This is a genomic window from Mycetocola sp. (assembly GCF_046716805.1).
Lineage (GTDB): Bacteria > Actinomycetota > Actinomycetes > Actinomycetales > Microbacteriaceae > Mycetocola_A.
Genome location: NZ_JBKJWH010000144.1, coordinates 1 through 23,373 on the forward strand (window position 1 = coordinate 1; position 23,373 = coordinate 23,373).

Annotated in this window: 21 protein-coding genes and 1 pseudogene; 10 read left to right on the forward strand and 12 right to left on the reverse strand. The window is 67.3% G+C overall.

Going from position 1 to position 23,373, the window contains the following annotated elements:
* The first annotated feature begins 209 nt into the window (after positions 1-209).
* Positions 210-971, forward strand: coding sequence for a phosphonatase-like hydrolase (locus tag ACLQ62_RS11130; protein WP_411721702.1), 762 nt, complete (start codon positions 210-212; stop codon positions 969-971).
* 81 nt (positions 972-1,052) lie between these two features.
* A complete protein-coding gene (locus ACLQ62_RS11135; RefSeq protein ID WP_411721703.1) occupies positions 1,053-2,213 on the forward strand; it encodes a zinc-binding dehydrogenase in 1,161 nt (386 codons plus the stop codon).
* A 61-nt stretch (positions 2,214-2,274) separates the two neighbouring features.
* On the opposite strand, the gene ACLQ62_RS11140 is transcribed toward ACLQ62_RS11135, so the two are convergent.
* The 4 genes from ACLQ62_RS11140 to purD all read right to left on the reverse strand — a co-directional run bounded on the left by ACLQ62_RS11140 (position 2,275) and on the right by purD (position 7,082).
* Positions 2,275-3,165, reverse strand: a complete 891-nt coding sequence (locus tag ACLQ62_RS11140) for a VOC family protein (protein ID WP_411721704.1) — start codon at positions 3,163-3,165, stop codon at positions 2,275-2,277.
* Positions 3,166-3,270: 105 nt separating this feature from the next.
* Positions 3,271-4,728 (reverse strand): MFS transporter, encoded by a 1,458-nt coding sequence (locus ACLQ62_RS11145; protein ID WP_411721705.1) that lies wholly within the window; start codon positions 4,726-4,728, stop codon positions 3,271-3,273.
* Positions 4,729-4,739: 11 nt separating this feature from the next.
* Positions 4,740-5,636, reverse strand: coding sequence for a phosphoribosylaminoimidazolesuccinocarboxamide synthase (locus ACLQ62_RS11150; protein ID WP_411721706.1), 897 nt, complete (start codon positions 5,634-5,636; stop codon positions 4,740-4,742).
* A 156-nt stretch (positions 5,637-5,792) separates the two neighbouring features.
* Entirely contained in the window at positions 5,793-7,082 is a 1,290-nt protein-coding gene (purD, locus tag ACLQ62_RS11155; RefSeq protein ID WP_411721707.1) for a phosphoribosylamine--glycine ligase, read from the reverse strand.
* A gap of 19 nt (positions 7,083-7,101) precedes the next feature.
* Here purD and ACLQ62_RS11160 point away from each other — a divergent pair, with 19 nt between their 5' ends.
* Positions 7,102-7,467, forward strand: coding sequence for a sterol carrier family protein (locus ACLQ62_RS11160; protein ID WP_411721708.1), 366 nt, complete (start codon positions 7,102-7,104; stop codon positions 7,465-7,467).
* A 124-nt stretch (positions 7,468-7,591) separates the two neighbouring features.
* Here the strand turns inward: ACLQ62_RS11160 and ACLQ62_RS11165 are convergent, their stop codons facing one another.
* Positions 7,592-8,404, reverse strand: a complete 813-nt coding sequence (locus tag ACLQ62_RS11165; RefSeq protein ID WP_411721709.1) for an EI24 domain-containing protein — start codon at positions 8,402-8,404, stop codon at positions 7,592-7,594.
* A 152-nt stretch (positions 8,405-8,556) separates the two neighbouring features.
* Here ACLQ62_RS11165 and ACLQ62_RS11170 point away from each other — a divergent pair, with 152 nt between their 5' ends.
* The 4 genes from ACLQ62_RS11170 to ACLQ62_RS11185 all read left to right on the forward strand — a co-directional run bounded on the left by ACLQ62_RS11170 (position 8,557) and on the right by ACLQ62_RS11185 (position 11,918).
* Complete coding sequence (locus ACLQ62_RS11170; RefSeq protein WP_411721710.1) at positions 8,557-9,036, forward strand: hypothetical protein; 480 nt, start codon at positions 8,557-8,559, stop codon at positions 9,034-9,036.
* Positions 9,033-10,154, forward strand: coding sequence for a phosphoribosylformylglycinamidine cyclo-ligase (gene purM, locus ACLQ62_RS11175; protein WP_411721711.1), 1,122 nt, complete (start codon positions 9,033-9,035; stop codon positions 10,152-10,154). Before ACLQ62_RS11170 ends, purM begins: the two co-directional genes overlap by 4 nt.
* Before the next feature lie 30 nt (positions 10,155-10,184).
* Positions 10,185-11,642, forward strand: a complete 1,458-nt coding sequence (purF, locus tag ACLQ62_RS11180) for an amidophosphoribosyltransferase (RefSeq protein WP_411721712.1) — start codon at positions 10,185-10,187, stop codon at positions 11,640-11,642.
* 114 nt (positions 11,643-11,756) lie between these two features.
* Positions 11,757-11,918, forward strand: a complete 162-nt coding sequence (locus ACLQ62_RS11185; protein ID WP_411721713.1) for a hypothetical protein — start codon at positions 11,757-11,759, stop codon at positions 11,916-11,918.
* Positions 11,919-12,019: 101 nt separating this feature from the next.
* Here ACLQ62_RS11185 and ACLQ62_RS11190 read toward each other — a convergent pair whose 3' ends face one another.
* The 5 genes from ACLQ62_RS11190 to ACLQ62_RS11210 all read right to left on the reverse strand — a co-directional run bounded on the left by ACLQ62_RS11190 (position 12,020) and on the right by ACLQ62_RS11210 (position 15,051).
* Entirely contained in the window at positions 12,020-12,214 is a 195-nt protein-coding gene (locus tag ACLQ62_RS11190; RefSeq protein ID WP_411721714.1) for a DUF3073 domain-containing protein, read from the reverse strand.
* A 196-nt stretch (positions 12,215-12,410) separates the two neighbouring features.
* Positions 12,411-13,037 (reverse strand): PadR family transcriptional regulator, encoded by a 627-nt coding sequence (locus tag ACLQ62_RS11195; protein ID WP_411721715.1) that lies wholly within the window; start codon positions 13,035-13,037, stop codon positions 12,411-12,413.
* On the reverse strand, positions 13,034-13,891 hold the full coding sequence (locus ACLQ62_RS11200; RefSeq protein ID WP_411721716.1) for a DUF4097 family beta strand repeat-containing protein: 858 nt from the start codon (positions 13,889-13,891) through the stop codon (positions 13,034-13,036). Before ACLQ62_RS11200 ends, ACLQ62_RS11195 begins: the two co-directional genes overlap by 4 nt.
* Positions 13,892-14,016: 125 nt before the next feature.
* Positions 14,017-14,316, reverse strand: a complete 300-nt coding sequence (locus ACLQ62_RS11205; protein WP_411721717.1) for a rhodanese-like domain-containing protein — start codon at positions 14,314-14,316, stop codon at positions 14,017-14,019.
* A gap of 60 nt (positions 14,317-14,376) precedes the next feature.
* Positions 14,377-15,051, reverse strand: a complete 675-nt coding sequence (locus ACLQ62_RS11210) for a YczE/YyaS/YitT family protein (RefSeq protein ID WP_411721718.1) — start codon at positions 15,049-15,051, stop codon at positions 14,377-14,379.
* 53 nt (positions 15,052-15,104) lie between these two features.
* On the opposite strand from ACLQ62_RS11210, the gene ACLQ62_RS11215 reads away from it, so the two are divergent.
* Both ACLQ62_RS11215 and ACLQ62_RS11220 read left to right on the forward strand, forming a co-directional pair.
* Positions 15,105-16,535 (forward strand): PLP-dependent aminotransferase family protein, encoded by a 1,431-nt coding sequence (locus ACLQ62_RS11215; protein ID WP_411721719.1) that lies wholly within the window; start codon positions 15,105-15,107, stop codon positions 16,533-16,535.
* 123 nt (positions 16,536-16,658) lie between these two features.
* Positions 16,659-20,099, forward strand: coding sequence for an efflux RND transporter permease subunit (locus tag ACLQ62_RS11220; protein ID WP_411721720.1), 3,441 nt, complete (start codon positions 16,659-16,661; stop codon positions 20,097-20,099).
* Positions 20,100-20,288: 189 nt separating this feature from the next.
* Here ACLQ62_RS11220 and ACLQ62_RS11225 read toward each other — a convergent pair.
* A pseudogene (locus ACLQ62_RS11225) lies at positions 20,289-20,699 on the reverse strand (aspartate aminotransferase family protein); the annotation flags it as partial.
* 4 nt (positions 20,700-20,703) lie between these two features.
* The gene (locus tag ACLQ62_RS11230) at positions 20,704-22,074 is read right to left on the reverse strand and encodes an MFS transporter (protein WP_411721721.1); all 1,371 of its coding nucleotides are present in this window, start codon (positions 22,072-22,074) and stop codon (positions 20,704-20,706) included.
* Positions 22,075-22,365: 291 nt separating this feature from the next.
* Here ACLQ62_RS11230 and ACLQ62_RS11235 point away from each other — a divergent pair, with 291 nt between their 5' ends.
* Positions 22,366-23,271, forward strand: a complete 906-nt coding sequence (locus ACLQ62_RS11235; RefSeq protein ID WP_411721722.1) for an arginase family protein — start codon at positions 22,366-22,368, stop codon at positions 23,269-23,271.
* Positions 23,272-23,373: the final 102 nt, after the last annotated feature.

Here is a 23,373-nt window from a genome sequence, read left to right on the forward strand (position 1 = left end):
CCCTCCTTCTCGGTGGGGTCGACAGTACCAACTCACAGCGGACGGCGCAGAACTGCGGTCCGGGCTCGATAGGGCAACGTCGAGCCGTCGCGGCCAGTTCACCTCCGCGTAACCGGAAGAGAGGGAGCTGTTGGATTGGCCTGCCTAGCGTGACTTGCCGGAGGGGGCACGCACAATCGGTGTGGCGCCCGCCAGAAGGAGAGCGCATCATGACAACCTTCGACGACATCATCCTTGACGACACCGAGGATGCCGGCCGCAGCGACGCGGCACTGGCCGACGAAGAACTCGAGACCATCGAGATCGAACTGGTCGTCCTCGACATGGCCGGCACGACGGTGAAAGACGACGGTGTGGTTGAGCGAGCGTTCCAGCTCGCCGCGGAACGCTCCGGGATTACCCGAACCGAGGCCGAGCGCGCTGACGCCCTCGCCTATGTCCGCGCCACGATGGGCCAGTCGAAGATCGACGTCTTCCGAGTCCTCGCCGACACCGAAGAGGATGCGGTTCGGGCGAACGACGCTTTCGAGATGGCCTACGGCGAGATCGCGGCCGCCGAAGGCGTCGCGGCGATCGACGGTGCCGAGGATGTGCTTCGTGAATTGCGGGAGGCGGGAGTCAAGATCGCCCTCACCACCGGCTTTTCCCGGGGCACGCAGGATGTTCTCCTCGACGCTCTCGGCTGGAACGACCTCGTCGACCTGACCCTGTCGCCCGCTGACGCGGGGAGGGGCAGACCGTTCCCGGATCTGCCCCTGACGGCACTTCTCCGCACGTCGGTGAGCCGGGTCGATGCGGTCGTCGTCGTCGGCGATACGGCGAGCGACATGCTGTCAGGCTCTGCCGCCGGCGCCGGACTCGTGGTCGGCGTGCTGACCGGGGCGCACGACGCGGCGACTCTCGAGGAAGCGGGTGCGGACGTGATTCTCAACAGCATCGCCGATCTTCCTGCCGTCCTCGGGTTGCGGTAGCGGGCGCGAGCAGTTCGGTTTCGAGGGATGCGACGCCTCCGGCGTCGTGGGGGCAAACGAGAGAGAGATGGGGAGATCGCAATGACGCGACAGTTCGTTATGGGAGTGGGGCGGGACGTACTCGTCCGCCCGTCACCGTTCGCCATGGTGTGGCAGGGTGCGGGGCGCCCGCACGAACCGATCGCCGTGCCGGGGGTCTCGCTCGCCGCGGGTGAGCTGCTCGTCGAGGTCGAACTCGCGACGGTCTGCAGATCGGATGTGCACACCGTTCTCGGCCGCAGAACCGCGGCGACGCCGGTGATTCTCGGCCACGAGCAGGTCGGCCGGGTGGTCGCTGTCGGGGCGGGCGCGACAGCGTCGTCTGGGGTGCCTGTGGTCCCCGGCATGCGCGTGGTCTGGTCGGTCACCGTCAGTTGCGGGCACTGTGATCGGTGTGAGCGCGGATTGTCGCAGAAGTGCCGATCGCTCGCGAAGTACGGGCACGACCGGGTGCATCGAGGCTGGGAGCTCAGCGGCGGTTTCGCGAGCCATGTGCAGGTGCGCGCCGGTTCCACGGTGGTGCTGCTCGACGAGAACCTGCCAGCGAAGGTTGCTGCGCCGGCGTCCTGCGCCAGCGCGACCGTCGTCGCGGCGCTGGAGGCGGCATCCGCGTCGGTCGCTCTCTCGGGTGCCACCGTCCTCATCACCGGTGCGGGCATGCTCGGCCTGACGGCGACCGCGATGGCGACGGATGCCGGCGCCCACGTCATCGTGTCGGATCCTGTCGCCGCCAGGCGGAGCGCTGCGCTCGATTTCGGTGCGGCGGGTGTTGCAGACCCGACGGTCGCGCACCTCGCGGTCACCGGGATCGGGGGTGTGCTCGCCGCTGCGGCCACGGCCGGAGCGGCTGAACCCCTCATCGTGCTCGAGATGTCGGGGTCGCCGGTGGCCGTGCGGTCCGCACTCCGGGTCGTCGGTGTCGGCGGCGTCGTGGTGCTCGTCGGCAGTGTCTCGCCCGGCGGCGAGATCGGCCTGGACCCCGAGGTCCTCGTGCGGAACCACCTGACGCTGCGGGGCGTGCACAACTACTCGGGCAGGCACCTGGAGCAGGCGGTCGACTACCTCGCATCCGCCTGGCACAGTTACCCGTTCGCGGAGCTCGTGGGGGAGACTCTGCCGCTCGAGCGGATCGACGAGGCCCTCGTGCTTGCCGCAACCGGCAGGCACCCGCGGATAGCACTCGACCCGCACCGCACGGGGTAGTGCGGTACGGGCCGAGGAGTCGCGCGTCCGATCACGGGACGCCCGTCAGCGTTGTCAGACGTCAGGAGGCGGTGGCCTGGACGCGGATGAGGTTCGCCCACGGGTCATCGAAGCTCAGGGTCTGGCCGTCGTCGCGGACCTGGACCTTGTGGTGGGTGAGGCGCTCGGTCAGCTCGCCGAGGGAATCCGCCTCGGGAACGACGATGTCGATGCGGCCGAGACCGAGGGCGGGCATCCGTGGGCCAGCACCGCGTGAGTTCCACACGTTCATCGCCATGTGGTGGTGGTATCCACCGGCGGAGACGAAGAGGGCCTGGTTGCCCATCGAGGTCGTCGCGTCGAAGCCGAGCGTGTTGACGTAGAACTGGCGGGCGGATGCCACGTCACCGACGGACAGGTGGACGTGGCCGATCTGCGCGCCGCCGAAGACGGACTCGTCGTCTGGCGTCGTCTGGCCCTGCTCGGTGAGGTGCTGTGACAGGAACTCGTTCGGGTCGACGTACAGCGTGGCCATTTCGACCTGGCCGTGTACCCAGCTCCACTCGGTGCGGTCGCGGTCCCAGTACAGTTCGACGCCGTTGCCCTCGGGGTCGGTGAAGTAGAAGGCGATGCTCACGAGGTGGTCGGCGCTGCCGGTGAAGGTCCCCGGCGCTTTACGGGCGACCGAGTACAGTGCGGCGGCGAGTGCCGCCTTCGACTCGAAGACGATGGCGGTGTGGAAGAGGCCGGCCGATCCGGGTGAGGCGTGCTTGAGTTCGGGGGCGTGCTCGAGGATGACGGCTGGGACGCCCCCGCGGCCGAGTGTCACGGTGTGTTCGGTGGTCGACAGCACACGGAGGGTGACGGCATCCGTGTAGTAGGTCGTCATCGCATCGAGGTCCGCCACGAGGAGGGTGACCGGGCCCATGGCGGTGTCGGCGGCAAGTTTGTCTGTGGTTGCGAGCGAGTTCATGATGGGTATAACTATAGTTGTAGCGACAACATTCCCCTACCCGGAGAATTCTTTCGGACCTCGACCGCCGAACCCTTCTGCGGTTTCGGGCATCTGCGCTTCAACTCAGCCGGCGGGGATCGCGCGTTTCCGCAGGTCGAGCAGGCTGAGGATCAAAGCGACGGCGAGCAGCGCGACGATGATCACCGTGCCGCGCTCGTAAGCATCCCGGTAGATCGTCACCGGGTTGTCGAGGTCCTGCTCGGCGTACAGGGTCGCAAAGAAGGTGCTCGAGGCGACGGCGACACCGATGGCTGTGCCGACGCGCTGGCCGACCTGAGCCACCGAACCGGCGACGCCGCCCTGGGTGACCGGGACGTCCTGAAGGGTCAGGGTCTGGTTCGGCGAGATGACGAACCCGCCGCCCGCGCCAGCGATGGTGAGGACCGCCGCGAGAAGCCACGGCATCCATTCTTCATCGGCGAATGCGACGATGGGAAGTGTGGCAGTGATGCCGATGCCGGCGAGCACCACACCCAGTACGACAACGGGCCGGCCATGCGTATTGACGAGGCGACCGCCGAGCCACGACGTCACAGCCGAGGCGAGCGCGAAGGGGATCGACACCATGCCGGCATAGACGGCCTCGAGTCCCAGGCCCTGCTGGAGGAACAGCGTGACGATGAGGAACAGGGCAGGGATCGCCGCGAAGTACGCCGTCGCGATGAGGATGCCGTTCCGGTACGACGCGAGACGGAGCAGCCCGAAGTGCACGACGGGCGACTTGCCGATGCGGAGGTAGCGGCGTTCCCACCAGACGAAGGCGGCACCGGCCACGAGGAACCCGACCAGCCAGAACCAGCGCCGCGGATCGTCGGTCGGGCCTCCTGTGGTGAGAACGAAGGGCAGCATCAGGCTGAAGGTGGCTGCTCCGAGCAGGAGGATCCCGGTGACGTCGAGGTTCTTCACCCCGGCCTCGTGGACCTGTGTCTTCGGCAGGAGCCGCCACGCGAACCAGATCGCGATGAGGCCGAGGGGAATGTTCATCCAGAACAGCAGCCGCCAGCCGTTCTCGAGTCCGCCGATGGCGATGAGCAGCCCGCCGAGGGTTGGACCGAACGCCGTCGACAGACCGATCACGGCTCCGAACAGCCCGAATGCCTTGCCGCGCTCACGACCCTGGAACAGTTGCTGGATCAGCCCGAGTACCTGCGGCATCTGGATGCCGGCGGCGACGCCCTGCAGGATGCGGCCGAGCACCAGGATCTCGATCGTCGGCGCGATCGCGCACAGCAGGCTCGCCAGCATGAAGGAGGTCAGGCCGATGAGGAACATGTTGCGGCGCGAACGGATGTCACCGAGACGCCCCGAGGGGACGAGCGCGAGTCCGAAGGCCAATGCGTAACCGGCGACGATGAGCTGCAGTTCGGTGGCACCACCGCCGAGCGATTCCTCGATCGACGGCAAGCCGACGTTCACCTTCGAAAGGTCAAGAATGGTGAGGCAGGCAACGCCGACACACACCCAGAAGCTTTCCCACTTGACTCGATTGGCGTGGGCGTCGTTGGGAGAGAGATCAGACATCTCTCAGAACACTACGCGGTCAGGCGGTCGAGCAATTCCCGGTAGCGGGATGCTGTCTTTTCAACTATCTCGGCGGGGAGCTCAGGAGGTGTTCCGGTCTGGTCCCAGTTCGCTGCGAGCCAGTCGCGGACGATCTGCTTGTCGAAGCTCGCCATCCGGGCCTCGGCGGTTGCGGCGGAGGCGTAGACGTCGGCGTCCCAGTACCGGGAGGAGTCCGAGGTGAGGACCTCGTCTCCGAGGGTCAGCACCCCGGTGTGCGGGTTCCGGCCGAACTCGAACTTGGTGTCCGCGAGGATCACTCCCCGTTCCTCCGCGATGGCGGACGCTTGCGCGTAGATCGCGAGGGACGCGTCTCGCAGTGCCGTGGCATCCGCTTCGCCGACCAGCTCGATGCTCGCTTCGAACGAGATGTTCTCGTCGTGTTCACCCATCGGCGCTTTGTACGCCGGCGTGTAGAGCGGTTCGGGGAGGCGGTCACCGTTGTTGAGGCCGTCGGGCAGCGGGATGCCGCAGACGCTTCGCGATGCGACGTATTCCTTCCAGCCCGAGCCGGTGAGGTAACCGCGCACGACGCATTCGACCGGGAACATGTCGAGCTTCTGCACGAGCATGGCGCGGCCGGCGACCTCGGTCGGGATGGCCTCGGCGGCGGTGCCGTCACCTGCCTGTTCGTCGGCGGGGAGGAGGTGGTTCGGGATGTCGAGCCGGTCGAACCACCACAGGCTCAGAGCGGTGAGGAGCTCACCCTTGCCCGGAATGCCGGGGGAGAGCACGTGGTCGAATGCGCTGACCCGGTCGCTTGCGACGACGAGAAGAGCATCGGATGCCGCACCCTCGCGTTCGTACAGGTCCCGAACCTTGCCGGAGTAGAGATGGGTCCAGCCGGGCAGGTTCGTCGATGCGCTCACCCGTCCATTATCGCGCCGGATCGGGCCTCTCGACGCTGGCCGGTCTCCGCCGAGGCGCGGGAGCGCTGCGAAATGGCAGTTGCGCACCCAAAACGGGGACTTTTCGGCGTTTTGGGTGCGCGATCGTCATCTCGCCGCTGGACGCGGAGAGGTCGGCTACTTCGCGACCCGCGCCGCGATGTCCGTCCGGTGCTGTGCGCCCGCGAGCGCGATGTGGCCGAGCGCCTCGTAGGCGCGCGCCCGTGCCTCGGTGAAGTCGTTGCCGAGCGCGACCACGCTGAGCACCCGGCCGCCGGTCGAGACGAGGTCGTCGCCTCGGATTCCGGTCGCCGCGTGGGCGATGTGGACGCCGGGCACGGCATCCGCTTCGGCGAGGCCGGTGATCGGGCGCCCGGTGACCGGCGTTCCGGGGTAGTTCTCGCTCGCCAGCACGACGGTGACGGCGGATGCCGGCGCGAACGTTGGGCGGTCGCCGTCCGCGAGGGTGCCGGTGGCGGCCGCGTAGAGCAGCTCGGAGAGCGGCGACTCGAGGCGCGGCAGCACGACCTGCGTCTCCGGGTCGCCGAAGCGCGCGTTGAATTCGATGACCCGGATGCCGCGGTCCTCGGCACCCTCCCGCCGGGATGTGAGGATGAGGCCGGCGTAGAGCAGCCCGATGAAGGGGGTCTGCTCCTCGGCGAGCTGCGCGACGACGGGCTTCGCGATCGTCTCGAGCACCTCGGCGACGAAAGCGCCCTCGCTGCCGAACGTCTCGTCGAGCCACGGCAACGGCGAGTACGCGCCCATGCCACCGGTGTTGGGACCTTCGTCGCCGTCGGTGAGGCGCTTGTAGTCCTGCGCGGGGGACAGGGGCACGACGGTGTGTCCGTCGCTGACGAAGAACAGCGAGACCTCCTGGCCATCGAGGAACTCCTCGACAAGAACACTGCCGTGATCCAGATATGTGCGGGCGTGTTCAACGGCGGCATCGCGGTCGGTTGTGACGAGCACGCCCTTGCCGGCGGCAAGGCCGTCGGCTTTGACGACATACGGGGCTCCGAACAGGTCGAGAGCGATCTCGGCCTCGGCCAGGGTCCCGGCGCGGCGGGCACGCCCGGTGGGCACGCCGGCGACATCCATCACGCGCTTGGCGAAAGTCTTCGAGCCCTCAAGTTCGGCGGCAGCACGGCCCGGCCCGAAGACGGGAATTCCCTGCTCTCGAAGTTCGTCGGCGACACCGGCGACGAGCGGAGCCTCCGGCCCGATCACGACAAGGGCGATGGCCTCGGCGATGGCGTAGTTGGCCACCGCGACGGGGTCGTTCGGGTCGAGATCGACGGTCGTCGCAACCTGCGCAATCCCCGCATTCCCAGGAGCCGCACGGACGTCGTGGCCGGCGTCCTCACTCAGGAGCGACAGGATGATGGCGTGCTCTCGCGCACCCGAACCGAGGACAAGAATCTTCACGCGTACTAGCCTAGAGCGCATGGCACGTGCCCGTATTCCGGATGACGTCGGCCGCGACGCGGTCGACCGCGCCGTCCGTGAGGCGGCGTCGCGCGACGAGATAGCGACCGCCGTGCGGTACACCCTCCAGTTGCTTGCCGAGCGGTCGAGCGGCAACACGCTCGAGGTTCGTGTGCCCCCGTTCGGCGCCGTTCAATGCATCGAAGGGCCACGACACACCCGCGGAACCCCGCCGAACGTCATCGAGACGGATGCCGAAACCTGGCTTGCCCTCGCGACCGGTGCGCTGTCGTGGCCGGACGCCGCGTCATCCGCTGCCGTCACCGCCTCCGGGCAGCGCGCGGACCTGACCGGACACATCCCGGTCCTGCGCCTGCCGCGCTGACCGCGAATGCACCGAATGCGGATGCCGCGTCAGCCGCGACTTCATCTGTTGCGGACGCAGACACCCGGTGTGCCGCGTGTCCCGGTCCGGAACGCGTGAACGGGCGATCGGCGAAGAACGCCGCTCAGGGCTGCGGCCCCCGAGCGACCGGCTGGGCCGGCAGGCGGTCGGTCTCTCCGAGTGACCGTCGGGCCAGCAACGTCGCACCCGCAACGGCGGCTGGCATGGTGACAAGCGCCCCGAACGGCACAAGGAAGAGCAGGAACACGGCGACGCCGAACCCGAGTGTCGTGGAGCGACGGGCACCGAGCGCAGCGCGGCGCTGTTTGAGCGAGAGCCCGCGGCGTTCAAATGCCGGTGTCGAGAGCTCGAGCGCCAGGAACCAGCCGCCGGTGATGGCCCCGAGGATCCAGGCGAGAACCGTGCCGACGAGGGGGATGAAGCCGAGAACAAAGAGGCCGAGTCCAATCACGAGGGTGATGAGCAGTACCCGCAGCGATTCCCCGATTCCGCGGGCGATCGAGGCGAGGAGTGGGGCTTCCACCTCCTGTGGAACGCCACCGAGCGACTGTTCCACCCGCTCGGAGATCTTCTCGAAAAAGGGCTGGCCGATCAGCAGGGTGATCGCTGTGTAGCTGTAGACAAAAATGAGCAGGCCGGCGCCGGCGAGGGCAACCATGACGAGCAGGCGAATGCCGGTTCGGTACACCGCGTCCCACCCGTCAGCGAACGGGGTGAGGAAGGTGGAAATGGTCTCCAGGTTGAGCGCCAGCACCACAGCCGCTGCGACGATGATCACGAGAGTGACCAGCCCCGGGATCGCGCCGATCACCATCAGTCGCGGCGAGGTCACCCAGAGCCGGAACCCCCGGCCCAGGAGGCGGATGCCCATCCCGAATCCGGGGAGGAAGCCGGGCTTCGTTGTCTCGCTCATCATGCTCACAGGGTATTAGTTGAGCGCCGGCCCGGGCGCGTGGTTGCGGGTCGCCGTCTCGTTTCGCAGATCGCCTTAGACCTGGCTGCCGCCTTTCGCGAGGCTTCGCCTCGCGCCCGGGACCCACACCCGTCCGCATAAGCGACAATAGAGATATGAACACTGAGCCAGCGCGTCCTGAGCCAGACTCCCCTCCCGCACCGTCCGACTCGTCCGTCGGTCGAGCCGGTCGTCGGCAGGTAGCGGTCCGGCGCTCGCCGAAGTACGGCAACTTCGCCACCGTCGGCGCGCTGCTCGGAGCGGTCGCAGCCTTCGTGCTCACGGTCGCGATTCCACAGGATCTCGACTACGCGCGGGCGAACGGGTTCGCCGAGTATTCGCAACTTCAGATCTTCGGGTTCCTGCTGCTCATCGGCCTCGTGGTCGGCATCGGCCTGGCCCTCACGGTCGCCATCCTTCTCGACCGCAGAAGCAGCCGGAGAAGCCGCATCGTCGAAGCGGATAGAGTTGACGTGCATGAGGCCCCCGACGCAGGGACGCCCGCCGGGACGGAAACGATCGACACGGCATCCGCTCCGGCCCTCGAGCAAAACCCCCCGCAGATTCCCCCCACCACGAACGAGGGCAAAGCGTGAGCACACACTCCCCGGCCGACGACTCCTCCTCGAGTTATCGGCAGGCCGGTGTTGACACGGCGGCCGGGGACCTGGCCGTCTCGCTGATGAAGTCAGCGGTCTCGAACACCCACGGCCCCGAAGTTCTGGGCGGCGTCGGCGGATTCGCCGGTCTCTTCGACGTGTCCTTCCTCACCTCCTTCAGGCGCCCGCTGCTTGCGACATCAACCGACGGCGTCGGCACGAAGGTCGCGATCGCGCAGGCCATCGACAAGCACGACACGATCGGCCAGGACCTCGTCGGGATGGTCGTCGACGACATCGTCGTGGTCGGAGCGAAGCCGCTCTTCATGACCGACTACATCGCCTGCGGCAAGGTCGTCCCGCAGCGCATCGCCGACATCGTGGCCGGAATCGCCCGCGCCTGCTCCGCGACCGGCACCGCCCTCGTCGGCGGCGAGACGGCCGAGCACCCCGGCCTCCTCGGCCCCGATGACTACGACGTCGCCGGTGCGGCAACCGGAGTGATCGAGGCAGACGACCTGCTCGGCGCCCACCTCGTCCAGGACGGCGACGCGGTCATCGCGCTCGAGTCCTCCGGGCTCCACTCCAACGGCTACTCGCTCGTGCGGCACATCCTCGCTCAGCGAGGTATCGACTTCACCGACACCTCCGCCGAGCTCGGCGGGGTCGTCGGCGAGGTGCTCCTCGAGCCGACCCGCCTGTACACCTCGCCGCTCCTCGCCCTGATCGCGCAGCACCCCGGCGCCGTCCATTCGCTGTCCCACGTCACCGGCGGCGGCATCGCCGCCAACCTGGCACGGGTACTTCCCGTCGGCAGCTGGGTCGAAGTCGACCGCAGCAGCTGGTCACCCGCCCCCGTCTTCCGTGCGCTGAGCGACCTCGCCTCCTCGACGCTCGAAAGCGCCGAAGGCACCTGGAACCTCGGCATCGGCTTCTTCGCCGTTGTGCGGGCGGATGCCGCAACCGCGATCGCGGCGGACCTCACGGCAGGCGGCATCCCCGCCTGGCAGGTCGGAACCGTGCACACGACGTCTCGGGACCTGACCGGTTTCGAACAGGGTGCGAAGGGTGTTGACGGCGGAGCCGTCCGCCTGGTCGGAAGCTACTCCCATTAACATCACCCCAACGCAAGGAGCCCGCTAGGTATGTGCGGCATCGTCGGCATCGTCTCACCGGAACCGGTCAACCAGCAGGTCTATGACGCTTTGCTGCTGCTGCAGCATCGCGGTCAGGATTCGACGGGCATTGCGACGGCCGACGGCCCGACCTTCCACATCCACAAGGCCAAGGGGCAGGTCAGGGAGGCGTTCCGCACCCGCGACATGAGGTCGCTGCAGGGCAAGATGGGCCTCGGCCACGTGCGGTACGCCACCAAGGGAGTCGCCGACAACGAGCAGGAAGCCCAGCCGTTCTACGTGAACGCGCCATACGGCATCATCCTCGTGCACAACGGCAACCTCACCAACACCCGTGAGCTGGCCAACCAGCTCTTCCACGTCGACCGCCGTCACGTGAACTCGACGAGCGACACAGAGATGCTGCTCAATGTGCTCGCCACCGAACTGCAGTCGCAGATCACCGGTCTCGAGCTGGATCCGGACCAGGTGTTCACCGCCGTGTCGCAGGTGCACGAGCGGGTCGAGGGTTCGTACGCCGCGATCGCCATGATCGCCGGTCACGGGCTGCTCGCATTCCGCGACCCGTTCGGCATCCGCCCCCTCATTCTCGGCCGCCGTTCCGCCGGTCTGGTGGGGGACGAGTGGATCGTCACGTCAGAGTCTCTCGTGCTCGAGAGCGCCGGATACGACATCGTGCGCGAGGTGGCCCCCGGCGAGGCGATTTTCATCACCACCTCCGGCGAAATGTACTCCCGTCAGTGCGCGAAGAACCCGCGACTCGTGCCGTGCTCGTTCGAGTATGTTTACCTCGCCCGGCCCGACTCGGTGATGAACGGGATCTCTGTCTACGAGGCTCGCCTTCGGCTCGGCGACCGGCTCGCGGACACCATCGCCCAGCACGCGCCGATGGGCGACATCGATGTGGTCATGCCCATCCCGGATTCGTCGCGCCCGGCGGCGATGCAGGTGGCCCAGAAGCTCGGCATCGAATACCGCGAAGGGTTCTACAAGAACCGTTACGTCGGCCGGACCTTCATCATGCCCGGTCAGGCGCAGCGCAAGAAGAGCGTCCGGCAGAAGCTCAACGCCATGTCGATGGAATTCACGGGCAAGAACGTTCTGATCGTCGATGACTCGATCGTGCGGGGAACAACGTCGAAGGAGATCGTCGACATGGCTCGCGCTGCCGGCGCGAACAAGGTCACTTTCACCTCCGCTGCGCCGCCCGTTCGCTACCCGCACGTCTACGGCATCAACATGCCGTCCCGCTCGGAACTGGTCGCCCATAACCGCAAGATCCCCGAGATCGCGCGGGAGCTCGGCGCCGACCAACTCATCTACCAGGAGGTCGAAGACATGAAGCGGGCGATCCTTCAGGGTTCGAACGTGACCGAACTCGAGATGAGCTGCTTCACCGGGGAATACGTCACCGGGACAGTCACGCCGGAGTACCTCGAGTGGGTCGAGCGCACCCAGCTTTCCTGACGAAGAGGCGTCTCCCGCCTGTATCGGCTGTGGACTGCCTTGTCAATGCTTGACGGGCTTTTGCCCCCATTTTTCATGGTCGTGACACCCTTTCCGTAGAGGAGGCACGACGACATGAGCCTGATATCACGACATTCCGAGCGGTTGTCGAGCCCGTTCAGCGAGGTGCGCCAGGGTGCACGCGATGAACTCCTGATGATTGTCGCCGGTGCCACCGGGGTGATTTCCGTGATCGGAGCCATCACCTGGGTCGTCGTCATCACCGTCGTCAACTGAGGCTCAGTTATCATCCGACAGGCTCGGCGACCAAGCGACGTCGTACGTCGACGAGCTCACTAACGAACGAGCTCAGTAACGAACGAGTTCAGTAACCAAGATCAGGCCCGTTTGGGCTCGCCCGCAGGGAAGTCGTCGGTGTACTCCGACCACTTCGCCGCTTCCTCGCTGTAAGCGTCGTCGTGCGAATGACCCGTGAGCTCACGCTCAAGCGCGTCGTAGTTCACATCAGGACTGAATGACTTAAGCTCACGCGCGATCTTGGTGTGCTTTGCCTTCTGACGGCCACGCCCCATGCGAGACCCCCTTACGAATTAGTAGCGGGGCGGTGAAGATCCGCCCTATGGTTTTCACCCACCAGGGAACGATAAAGACTAACCTCGATCTTAGCATGGCGGCCCGCTCAGATCGGCCGTCGACGGCGAGAGCAAGGGCGGGGCCCCGTTCTCGAATCCCCGCCCCGGTGTGCTGCTCGTCTTGTCCGGGTCTTGTTTACTCCGTCGTCGTTCCGAACGCCGCCCGGATGCCGTCACGAACGCGATCGAGGTCGGCGCGCAACTGCTGCACCGTGGCATCCGTCAGCGTGCCGGTCGCCACCTGCTGGCGAAGGTCCGAGCGGAGCTGCTGCCGGAACTGAGCGATCACCACGTCAGCGTCGTGGAGGGCTATTCGGCTGGTTGTGCGGGAGTCGGGTTCTTCCGTCGAGACGAACGGAGCGCTCGATGCCGCCTGTGTGGCCTGGCGTGCTGCGGACGCCAGGTCCGCCTTGAGGCTGCGCATGGCATCCGTGACGCCTGTGCGCACGTCGTCGGCGAGCCGGCGGACCGAGTCCGTGAGTTCGAGTTCGATGGCGTCGAGGTCGCCCTGGCGGCCGTCGAGTTCGCGGCGCCCGGCTTCCGTAATCGAGTACACGGTTTTGCGGCCGTCGCTTTCCTTCGAGACGAGGCCCTCTTCCTCGAGCTTCGCCAGCCGGGGGTAGATCGTGCCGGCGCTCGGTGAGTAGGTTCCTCCGAAACGGTCGGAGAGGGACTGGATCAGTTCGTAGCCGTGCTTGGGGCCTTCCGCGAGCAGGCTCAGCAGGTACAGGCGGAGGCTCCCATGGCTGAAGACGGGGCTCATGCCACGCCTCCCGTCGAGAAAGCGTCGTCGGTGTCGGCTGACGCTGGATTCGAACGGCGGATCACGGTGACGTTGCCTGAGACCGAGTTGGCGACCACATCGGTGTAGAAGTTGCCGTCCCCCTCGGTGGTGCTCTTGAACCCGCGACCGCGAGTGCCCTTGATGACGGAATTGTCGAGCTGCAGCCTGCCGGACACGGTGTTGACGACGTAACGGGTGCCGACGTCCGGGGACAGGCGGGCCGTCAGGTTGCCCGAGACCGTGTTCGTCGAGATGCGGTCGCAGTGGCCGTGCGCGTCGACGAAGACGTCGCCTGAGACGCCGTCGCTCGAAAACTTCGAGATGCTTCCCGATGCTGTGATGTCGCCGGAGACGGTGTGGGCGTTGATGGCCCCGATGTGAGACTGGACGCTGATCTCGCCCGAAACGCTGTTGAGGTCGAGGTCGCCGGTCACGCCTTCGACCTGCAGTTCTCCGTTGACCGTCGACAACTTGGCGCTGGTCTTCAACCCGGAGATGAGCGCGTTCGCGGACACCATGCCGAAGGTCAGTGCGACGCTGCGAGGTACGAGAACGCTGATCTCCGCCTTGGCCGAGTTCTGGCCGAACGATTTGAAGACGTCGAGGAAGTTCTCCCAGCCCAGCTGCGGGTGGTCGATTTCAAGGGTGTCTCCATCGATCGAAATCTTGAGGTCTTTTCCTGTGACGCTATGGACTTCGATGCGAGCCGACTGTTCATCGTGGCCGAGAATGTCGATCTGACCGCCGATGAGGCCGACCTTGAGCTTGCGGACAAGCTCGACGTCGATGATGCGTGACTCCCCGGGGAGCACGACCCATTTTTCCAATGCCATTGTTCTTCCTTCTCCTGCCGACCAGAGGCCGATGCGAGGTCGCGATATATCGCGACTGGAGAACTTACGATATATCGCGTTCAGGGAGGAATCAAGGGGTCCCGAGGAACACTCAGGAACCAGGCTCAGTCGCGGTCGACGGGCAGGCCGGCGTCCGTCCACGCGGATGTGCCACCGTCGACGTTGACGACGTCGAAGTCGCGGGTCTCCAGGTATTCGGCGACTTTGCCGCTGCGACCGCCGACAGCACAGATCAGGTAGATCGTCTCGTCCTCGGGGAGTTCGTTGATCCGGTCGATGATCTGGCTCATCGGAATGCTCACGGCGCCGGCGGCGCGAACCTGGGCGAACTCGTCCGGCTCGCGTACGTCGACGACGGTGGCCCCCTGGAGCTTGGCGAGCTCGGTCACGGTGATGCTTTGCATGATTCTGGTCCCCTCGAAAAAGTTCGTCCTTGCGATTCTCCGCTCGACGGTCCCGTTTGGCTAATTGGCGGGGGAGTCCACGAACGGTTCGCTCGGCTTCACCGAACCCTCGAGTCCGTCGGGAACGCCGGCTCGCTGGGCGGCGTCTCCAGAAAGGGTGATGTGGAACCAGGGAATGGTGAGGTTACAGAGCGGGCCGACGAGCAGCGCGAAGAGGACGGTGCCGACTCCGACGTTTCCTCCGAGGATCCAGCCGGCGGCGAGAACGAAGATCTCGACTCCGGTGCGGCCGACCCAGATCGGCCAGCCGGTGCGCTCGTGGATGCCAGTCATCAACCCGTCGCGTGGACCGGCGCCGAAGCGCGCACCGATGTACAGGCCAGTGGCCAGGGCAAGGACGAACAGTCCGGCCGGGAACATCAGAATCCGCAGCCACAGGTCAAGGTCCTCCGGGATGAGCCACAGTCCGACATCCGCCGCGGGTCCGACGAGGAGCACGTTGAGCACGGTGCCGACGCCTGGCTTCTGTTTGAGCGGGATCCACAGAAGCAGTACGACCACTCCGACGCCGATGGTGATCGCTCCGAAGCCCCAACCCGTCTTCAGCGAGATGCCCTGGGTGAGCACATCCCATGGGGCCACGCCGATCGCCGCTCGGACGATGAGGGCGAGCGCAACACCGTACAACAGAAGACCCACGAGCAATTGGACGGCACGACGAAGCATGGTGTCCATCCAATTCTAAAATTGGCCTTACATCAAGAGGCCAATCTGCCTAGAGTGGCCTCATGTCTGAGGTCCACATCACCGCGCGGGCTCTCGCCGCGCTGCTCGGGCGCTGGCGCACTGCCGATGCCGCCTATCGTTCCCTTGCGGATCGCATCCGCCTGCTCATCCTCGACGGGCGGATACCGGCCGATACCCGGCTGCCCGCCGAGCGCGACCTCGCGGAGCGCCTCGACGTCAGCCGCACCACAGTGACGGCCGCCTACCGTGAACTCCGAGACAGCGACTTCCTCGAAAGCATCCGAGGTTCAGGGAGCATCGCGCAACTCCCCGGGGTCCGGCCTGGCCCGGTCCCGTCGAGCCCGCTCGGGTACCTCGACTTCAGCAAGGCCGCCCTGCCCGCAGCCCCACAACTCGCGGATGCCGCCCAGCGCGCTGCCCTCCGGCTTCCGCACTACCTCGACGCCTTCGACTACGACACGGTCGGACTGCCTGAGCTGCGATCTGCCATCGCCGACCGGTACATCGACGCCGGTCTGCCCACCTCGCCGGACGAGATACTGATCACCCTCGGGGCGCAGCACGCCATCGGACTGATCGCCCGGACGCATCTTTCCCGTGGCGACCGGGCGGTGATCGAGCACCCGACCTACCCGCATGCTCAGGACGCGCTCCGGGCAGCCGGTGCTCGACTGGTGCCTGTCGTCGTCACCGCCGAAGACGGCTGGAACACCGAGAACCTCGAGCAGGCCATCGACCAGTCCTCACCCACGATCGCCTATCTGATGCCTGACTTCCACAATCCGACCGGCGCGACGATGTCGGTCGAGGCTCGTCGACGAGTGTGCCGGGCGGCGGCGCGGCAGGGCACGGTGCTCGTCATCGACGAGACCACCGCTGAGCTCGACATCGACCGGGGTACGCCGTTCGTGCCGTTCGCCGCCTCGGACGACGCCGGCGCAAGCATCCTCACCGTGGGTTCCGTCGGCAAGACGGTGTGGGGAGGGCTTCGGATCGGCTGGATCCGGGCCGACCGCGGGGTGATCCGCAAACTCGTCGCCGCCCGCAGCGTCGGTGACCTCGGCACCCCGATCCTCGAGCAACTCACCGTGCTCGAGTTAGTGCCGACGATGCCAGACATCCTTCGCGGGCGTCGCCACCAGCTCGCGGCCACTCGTGATCTCGTCGAGCGGGTCCTCGCCGACCGGCTCCCTCACTGGGAAGTTCCCCATGTGAGCGGCGGCCTGGCGATCTGGGCCGGCCTTGGTGCGCCGGTGAGCTCGCAGCTGGTCCTCGCCGCCCGCAGCCAGGGGCTCCTCATTGCTGCCGGTCCCCGGTTCGGTATCGACGGCGCGTTCGAACGGTTCCTCCGCATCCCGATCACGTACCCGCTCGCTGACACCGAGCGCGCTCTCGACGCCCTTTCCGTCGCGTGGCAGTCGATCATGCGGGCCCCGGTGCCGGACGCCGCCCTGCTCGCCGAAGTGGTGTGATCGAGTCCATTGGATTATCCGGGCGGAGCGGCTCGGGTACTGTGACAGAATTTCACTGGTGAGCGGCCTAAAGACCGCCCCTCGTCGCGATCGCGGCACCCTTCGCTGGACTTCAGGAGTACCGTGCACGCCCTCGCCGTTCTGAGCATGAAAAACCGGGCGCTCATCGCGCTCATCACGATCGTGGCGGCCGTGTTCGGCGGCATCGCGCTGACGAGCCTCAAGCAGGAACTCGCGCCAAGCGTGCAGTTCCCGCAGTTGGCGATCATCACCAACTACCCCGGCGCGGCGCCCGAGGTGGTCAATGACGACGTCTCCACGCCCATCGAGACGGCCATCCAGGGGGTCGCAGGGCTTGAGTCGACGGCGGCGACATCGACAACGAACCTCAGCCTCATCTCGGCCACGTTCACCTATGGAACCGATCTGGCGACCGCGGAACAGAAGATCAACCAGGCGATCAACCGGATCAAGTCGCGGCTCCCCGCCGATCTCGACACCCAGGTACTCTCGGGCAGCCTCGACGACCTTCCGGTCATCCAGCTCGCAGCGACCGGCGGCGACACCGACGCCCTGTCTGAAGCACTGAGCCGAACAGCGGTTCCCGACATCGAGGACGTGGACGGCGTGCGCGAGGCCGCCGTCATCGGGAACGTCGGCCAGCGCGTGACCATCACCCCGGATGCCGCCGGACTGCAGGGAGCGGGACTCACGACCGCCGCCATCGGCCAAACCCTTCAGCAGAACGGTGTCCTCCAGCCCGCCGGAGAGATCACCGAGGACGACGCCACCTTCGCGGTGCAGACCGGGTCGAAGCTCGGTTCGGTCGAGAACATCGCCGGGCTGCCGCTCGTGAGTCAGACTCCGGGCGCCGTCCTCACGCTCGGCGACGTGGCATCCGTCGAACTCACCGACAACCCCGTGACGAGCATCTCTCGTGTCGATGGCGAGCCCGCGCTCACCATCGCGGTCACCAAGGTTCCCGCGGCGAACACCGTCGATGTGTCCAAGGGTGTCCGCGCGCTCCTGCCCGAACTCGAAGAGGCCCTCGGGTCCGACGTGGACCTGACGATCGTGTTCGACCAGGCGCCGTACATCGAGGAGTCGATCGAGGCACTCGCCACGGAGGGGCTGCTCGGGCTCGCGTTCGCCGTGCTGATCATCCTCATCTTCCTGCTCGACCTGAGGGCCACACTCGTCACCGCGATCTCCATCCCGACATCGGTGCTCATCACATTCATCGGTCTGCAGGCCACCGGGTACACGCTCAACATCCTCACCCTCGGCGCGCTGACCATCGCGATCGGGCGCGTCGTCGACGACTCGATCGTCGTGATCGAAAACATCAAACGGCACATGGCGGCAGCGCGGGACCGCAGTGCCGACGGCCGCGCCTTCTCCATCCTCACCGCCGTGCGGGAGGTGGCCGGGGCGATCACCGCGTCGACGATCACCACCGTTGCCGTGTTCCTGCCGCTGGCCTTCGTCGGAGACATGACCGGGGAGCTCTTCCGACCGTTCGCGCTCACCGTCACGATCGCGCTGCTCGCGTCGCTTCTCGTCTCTCTGACGATCGTTCCCGTGCTCGCCTACTGGTTCCTCCGGGCCAAAGAAGAGAAGGCGGCAACCGCGAAACCGCAGAAGGTGTCGCCTTCGGCTGCGAGAAAAGCCGCTCGAGCCGCTGCCTCCGCCGAGGCGGAGGAGGCCGCCGTTCTGGCGGCTGTCGCCCCCGCCCACGCCGAGCGAGAGGAGCGCCGCCTCCCCGCCGGGGTGTTCGCCTCCCCGGTGATCGTCGACGCCCGGTACCTCCTCGCGCCGCCGCGGCGTGAGGCGGCCTCCGACGGCACCGGCGTCGAAGCCGCGCCGGCCGCAACGACGGTGCTCGTCGATGAATCGCAAACCGCGGTTGCCCCCGCGACGCCTGCGTCCCCCGCCCTGGCGGCCGGGACCCGCAGGGGCCGCAGGAACGGCGATCACGGGAACGAGGACGAACTCGACCACCCCACCCGGCTGCAGAAGGGTTACCTGCCTCTGCTCAACTGGACGCTCAAGCACTCGGTCGTGACCATCCTCCTCGCCGTGCTCGTGCTCGGCGGCACCGTCGCCCTCGTTCCCTTCATGAAAACGAACTTCCTCGGCGACTCGGGCCAGAACACCATGACCGTCTCACAGACACTGCCGGTCGGGTCGAGCCTCGAGGCGCAGGATGCCGCAGCGACGCTCGTCGAGGACGCCCTCCGCGACATCGACGACATCGAGAACGTGCAACTGTCGATCGGTTCATCGGGGAGCTCGCTCCGCGACGCTTTCACCGGGGGCGGTGCCGGCAGCATCACCTACTCGATCACCACGAACGAGGACGCAGACCAGGAAGCACTCCAGTCGCGGGTGCGGACCGAACTCGACGATCTCGACGGTGCGGGCGAAATCGAGGTCGCGGCATCCGGTGGATTCGGGGCCTCGAGCGACATCGAGGTCGATATCACGGCGCCCAACCAGCAGACCCTGCGTGAGGCGACGGATGCGGTGACGGATGCCGCCGCGGACCTCCCCGGTATGCGCCAGGTCACCGACAACCTGAGCGACTCACGGCCGTACGTCGCGGTCCAGGTCGACCGGTTGAAAGCCGCGGAGGCCGGATACTCCGAGGTCGCCCTCGGCAGCATCGTGTCGGCCGCCATGCAGCCGTCGACGATCGGCACCGTGGTGATCGACGAGACAACGGTGAGCATCTACCTCGCCGGCGAGAACCCGCCGGCCTCAATCGGTGAACTCGCCTCGATGACCGTTCCGACGGTGCTCGGCCCGGTGCGGCTCGACTCGCTCGCGACAGTGGGAGAGGTCGACGGACCCTCGTCGATCACTACGGTTCGCGGGCAGCGGTCGGCGACCGTCGCCATCACACCGTCGAGCGACAACATCGGCACCGCGAGTGCCGAGGTGACCGCTGCCGTCGACGCGCTCGACCTGTCCGGTGGCGCCACAGCCACACTCGGCGGCGTCACAGCGGATCAGTCGACGGCGTTCCAGCAGCTCGGACTCGCCATGCTCGCCGCGATCCTCATCGTCTACGTGGTGATGGTTGCGACCTTCCGCTCGCTGCGACAGCCGTTACTTCTGCTCGTGTCTGTGCCGTTCGCTGCCACTGGTGCCATCGGCCTGCAGGTGCTGACCGGGGTGCCGCTCGGCGTGGCATCCCTCATCGGTGTGCTCATGCTCATCGGCATCGTGGTGACCAACGCCATCGTCCTCGTCGACCTCGTGAACCAGTACCGCGACCGAGGAATGGCCGTCGCCGACGCGGTGCGGCACGGGGCGAGCCGACGGTTGCGGCCGATCCTGATGACGGCGCTCGCCACGATCTTCGCCCTCGTGCCGATGGCGCTCGGCATCACGGGCCACGGCGGGTTCATCTCGCAGCCGCTCGCGATCGTCGTGATCGGCGGGCTGGTGTCGTCGACGTTCCTCACTCTGATTGTGCTGCCGACGCTGTACAACCTCGTCGAGGGTGCCCGCGATCGGCGGATCGCCCGCCGGGCGGCGCGGGGAGCCGCTGTCGGGTAGCCCCGCACCCGCACGACTTCACCCGTCCCGGACGGGGCGCCGGTACGGCATCCGCTCCCTGTGGCGCGACTTCACCCGTTGCGGACGGGTTCATGCGGTGCGCCGGGTGTACCGGTCCGGACTGGGTGAATTGGTGCGGCTACGGGTCGACGAGCCCGGCCAGCAGCTCGATCAGCAGCCGCTCCGGTGCGCCGCTTTCGAGAACGCCGCGTGGGCCGTCACTGGCGCGACCAGCCGGGGCGTTCCCGAGCCACCCGCTGAGCGCCAGACATCCCTCGCCGTCTTCACCGCGAGGAGGCAACTCTCCGTACCGCCTGATGTGACCGTGCCGACCACGTCGTCGTCTCCGTGCAGCATCCGCCTGGCGAACCGGACGAGATCCCGTTCCATCGCCGCGACCGACGGAAAGGCCGTCGGATCGAGGCCGTTCACGGGCTGCATGATGCGGATCGCCTCGGCAGCAAGCTCGTCGAGCTCGGCGAGACCGGAGTCGTAGACGTACGACAGCACGTGGCCGCCGTGGGTGGGCGCGTCCGCTTCGCGCAGCCGGGTGAGTGCGGCCAGGATCTCTGCGGAACGGCCCGAGAGAGCGGATGTCACCGTGTTACCTCTGACGCCCGGCGGGGGCCGTCGCCACGTCGATGTCGACCTTCCTGAGGCGGTACCGGCGCAGGGTGAAGAGACTCGCGAGGAGCAGGAGTGCTGGCACCACGCTGAAGCTCAGAACGATGCCCACAATCGCGGACGACGATTGTTCGACCGACTGACCGGCGACCCGTTCGGTGTACCCGGTGACGGCCAGGATCACGGAGAGCACTGTGGCGCCGAACGCCATCCCGGCGGTTTCGCCTGCGGTCCAGACGCCGCTGAAGCTGCCGGCATGGCCTTCGCCGTTCGTACGGGCGTCGTGGGAGATCACGTCGGGAAGCATGGCCATCGGCAGGGACTGCATTCCGGCGTAGGCGGCGCCGGCGAGCGCCACCGGCGCGTAGACCCACATACCCGGTGCCCACAGCAGGCCCAGCAGCGCGAGGGCAGCGACCCCGAACAGGCTGCTGGCGAGTGCGAAGGCACGCTCCTTGCCGACCCGGCGGGCGAAGCGGCCCCACACCGGAGCGAGGAGCAGCGCCGGCGCGATGAGTGCAACGAAGAGCGGGGTGACCGCATCCTCCGAGCGCAGAACCCAGGTCGCGACGTACTGCGCGCCGGCGAGCATCATCCCGGTCGCGAGCCCCTGCAGCACGAAGGTCCCCAGCAGGGCGCGGAACGGCGAGCTTCGGCGCAGCGTGTCGAGGGCGGAACGATAACCGGCGGCCGGGGAGAGGGCAGGCGAGCGGCGTGCGATCGGCTCGTCCTTCGGCGCGACGGATGATGTCACGAGCATCCCTGCACCGAGAACAAGCCCGGCGACACCCGCCATGATGAGGTAGCCGATTCGCGGATCGTCGCCGAGCCCGCGCAGCAGTGGGCCGCCGGCGCCGAACAGCAGGATGGCGAGGGTGAGCACCACCACACGCCAGGTCAGCAGGCGGATGCGGTCGTCGTATCCGGTGGCCAGTTCGGCGGGCAGGGCGATGTACGGCACCTGGAACAGGCTGAAGGCGGTGGCGCTGCAGAGGAACGCCACGAACACCCAGCCGGCGGATGCGATCGGGCCGAGTCCGGCTGGGACGGCGAACGTGAGGAAGAAGAACAGCGGCAGCGCGACGCTGCCGATAAGCATGTACCGTCGACGGGACCCGGTGGTGGCGAGACTGTGGTCGCTCCGGTTGCCGATCACCGGATCGATCAGGACATCCCAGATTTTCGCCGCAGCGAGGACGAGTCCGGCGGCGAGGGCGGTGACTCCGAGCGTGTCGGTGAGGAAGTAGAGAAGGACAAGGCCGGGAAGTGTCGCGAACCCTCCGGTGCCGAGGGAGCCGATCGCGTATGTTGCGAGAGTTCGCCGATCGACCGACTGCACCGTTGAATCCATGCACGCAGCATAGGGCCTCCTCTCCGTTTGTCCGAGCACCTCCGGTCGAGGCGGTCCGGAGTGGGGGAGGCAGACCCGGACGGACGGTGAGCTGACGTTGGCTCGGACCGGGCAGGGCTTCGACGCCGAGCTCGACCTCACCCAGCCACATCGACGCGTTCCCGGCGACGACCGCCTTCAGATCGTCCCTGTACCCTCCCGCACGTCGGCGGAGGCGGTGCCGACCCTGAGGGGTACCCGCAAACCTTCCAGCTCTGTCGCCCCGCACCGCCGGCTTGCTAACGTTCCCCCATGCCGACTCCTGCGCTCCCGTCCGACCCGCTCTGGCCACGAGCGGGGGACTGGCCGCGCGATGTGGCCGGTCCGATCGACCTTGCGCTCGTCGGCATCCCCACCTGGCGGACGTCACTGTCACCCACCTCCGCCCACGCGACTCCAGCCGCGGTGCGGGCGGCGTTGCGCCGGTACGCTCCGTTCGCGGCATCCGTCGGCGGGCGGAACGTCGACAATCTCGCGTTCGCCGATCTCGGGGATGCCGTCGAACCTGACGGACCGGACGGCGAACCGGTTGCCCAGGCGTTGATCGCGGATGCCGTGCGGCGCGCTGCCGTGACCGTCGCGCTCGGTGGCGACAACGCCGCGACGGTTCCCGCGGCGCTCGGGGCGTGGGGGAGTGAGGTGGCCCGGGCCGGGCTGATCACGCTTGACGCCCACCACGATCTCCGCGACGGCACCTCGAATGGATCCCCGGTGCGGCGGCTGGTCGAGGCGGGGCTCGACGGCCGCCGCATCGTGCAGGTCGGGATCGCTGACTTCGCGAACTCCCGGGCCTACACCGAACGGGCCCGCGACCTGGGCATCACGGTGATCGCGCGGGACGTCCTCCACTCGCGCCCGATGGCCGATGTGATGGCTGAGGCGCTGGAGGTCGCGGGGGCCGGCGGCGGCCCGATCCACGTCGACCTCGATGTGGACGTGTGTGACCGGTCGGTGGCGCCGGCCTGCCCGGCATCCGTTCCCGGTGGCATCGCCGCCCACGAGTTGCGGGCCGCGGCCCGGGCTGCAGGAGCCGATCCGCGGGTGCGTTCTGTCGACATCACCGAGGTCGATGCGCTCATGGACGCCCCGGACGGGCGGACGGTGCGGCTGGCAGCCCTCTGCGTGCTCGAGGTGGCGGCGGGACTCGCGTCGCGCTGACCGGTTGCGCACGCGCCGCCGTCCGGCGCCGTTGCGCGGCTGTTTTCGCCGGGCGCGGGTGCGCTTTCATCGGCGCCGGGCGAAACAACCCGCGCAGGCCGC

Bases quoted from the DNA above. Each gene is read 5' to 3' on its own strand.
- ACLQ62_RS11235 (WP_411721722.1), top strand. From the start codon at position 22,366: ATGCCGACTCCTGCGCTCCCGTCCGACCCGCTCTGGCCACGAGCGGGG.
- ACLQ62_RS11200 (WP_411721716.1), bottom strand. From the start codon at position 13,891: ATGGCATTGGAAAAATGGGTCGTGCTCCCCGGGGAGTCACGCATCATC.
- ACLQ62_RS11195 (WP_411721715.1), bottom strand. From the start codon at position 13,037: ATGAGCCCCGTCTTCAGCCATGGGAGCCTCCGCCTGTACCTGCTGAGC.
- ACLQ62_RS11230 (WP_411721721.1), bottom strand. From the start codon at position 22,074: ATGGATTCAACGGTGCAGTCGGTCGATCGGCGAACTCTCGCAACATAC.
- ACLQ62_RS11210 (WP_411721718.1), bottom strand. From the start codon at position 15,051: ATGGACACCATGCTTCGTCGTGCCGTCCAATTGCTCGTGGGTCTTCTG.
- ACLQ62_RS11145 (WP_411721705.1), bottom strand. From the start codon at position 4,728: ATGTCTGATCTCTCTCCCAACGACGCCCACGCCAATCGAGTCAAGTGG.
- ACLQ62_RS11140 (WP_411721704.1), bottom strand. From the start codon at position 3,165: ATGAACTCGCTCGCAACCACAGACAAACTTGCCGCCGACACCGCCATG.
- ACLQ62_RS11205 (WP_411721717.1), bottom strand. From the start codon at position 14,316: ATGCAAAGCATCACCGTGACCGAGCTCGCCAAGCTCCAGGGGGCCACC.
- ACLQ62_RS11165 (WP_411721709.1), bottom strand. From the start codon at position 8,404: ATGATGAGCGAGACAACGAAGCCCGGCTTCCTCCCCGGATTCGGGATG.
- purF (WP_411721712.1), top strand. From the start codon at position 10,185: ATGTGCGGCATCGTCGGCATCGTCTCACCGGAACCGGTCAACCAGCAG.
- ACLQ62_RS11130 (WP_411721702.1), top strand. From the start codon at position 210: ATGACAACCTTCGACGACATCATCCTTGACGACACCGAGGATGCCGGC.
- ACLQ62_RS11190 (WP_411721714.1), bottom strand. From the start codon at position 12,214: ATGGGGCGTGGCCGTCAGAAGGCAAAGCACACCAAGATCGCGCGTGAG.
- ACLQ62_RS11215 (WP_411721719.1), top strand. From the start codon at position 15,105: ATGTCTGAGGTCCACATCACCGCGCGGGCTCTCGCCGCGCTGCTCGGG.
- ACLQ62_RS11135 (WP_411721703.1), top strand. From the start codon at position 1,053: ATGACGCGACAGTTCGTTATGGGAGTGGGGCGGGACGTACTCGTCCGC.
- ACLQ62_RS11185 (WP_411721713.1), top strand. From the start codon at position 11,757: ATGAGCCTGATATCACGACATTCCGAGCGGTTGTCGAGCCCGTTCAGC.
- ACLQ62_RS11170 (WP_411721710.1), top strand. From the start codon at position 8,557: ATGAACACTGAGCCAGCGCGTCCTGAGCCAGACTCCCCTCCCGCACCG.
- ACLQ62_RS11160 (WP_411721708.1), top strand. From the start codon at position 7,102: ATGGCACGTGCCCGTATTCCGGATGACGTCGGCCGCGACGCGGTCGAC.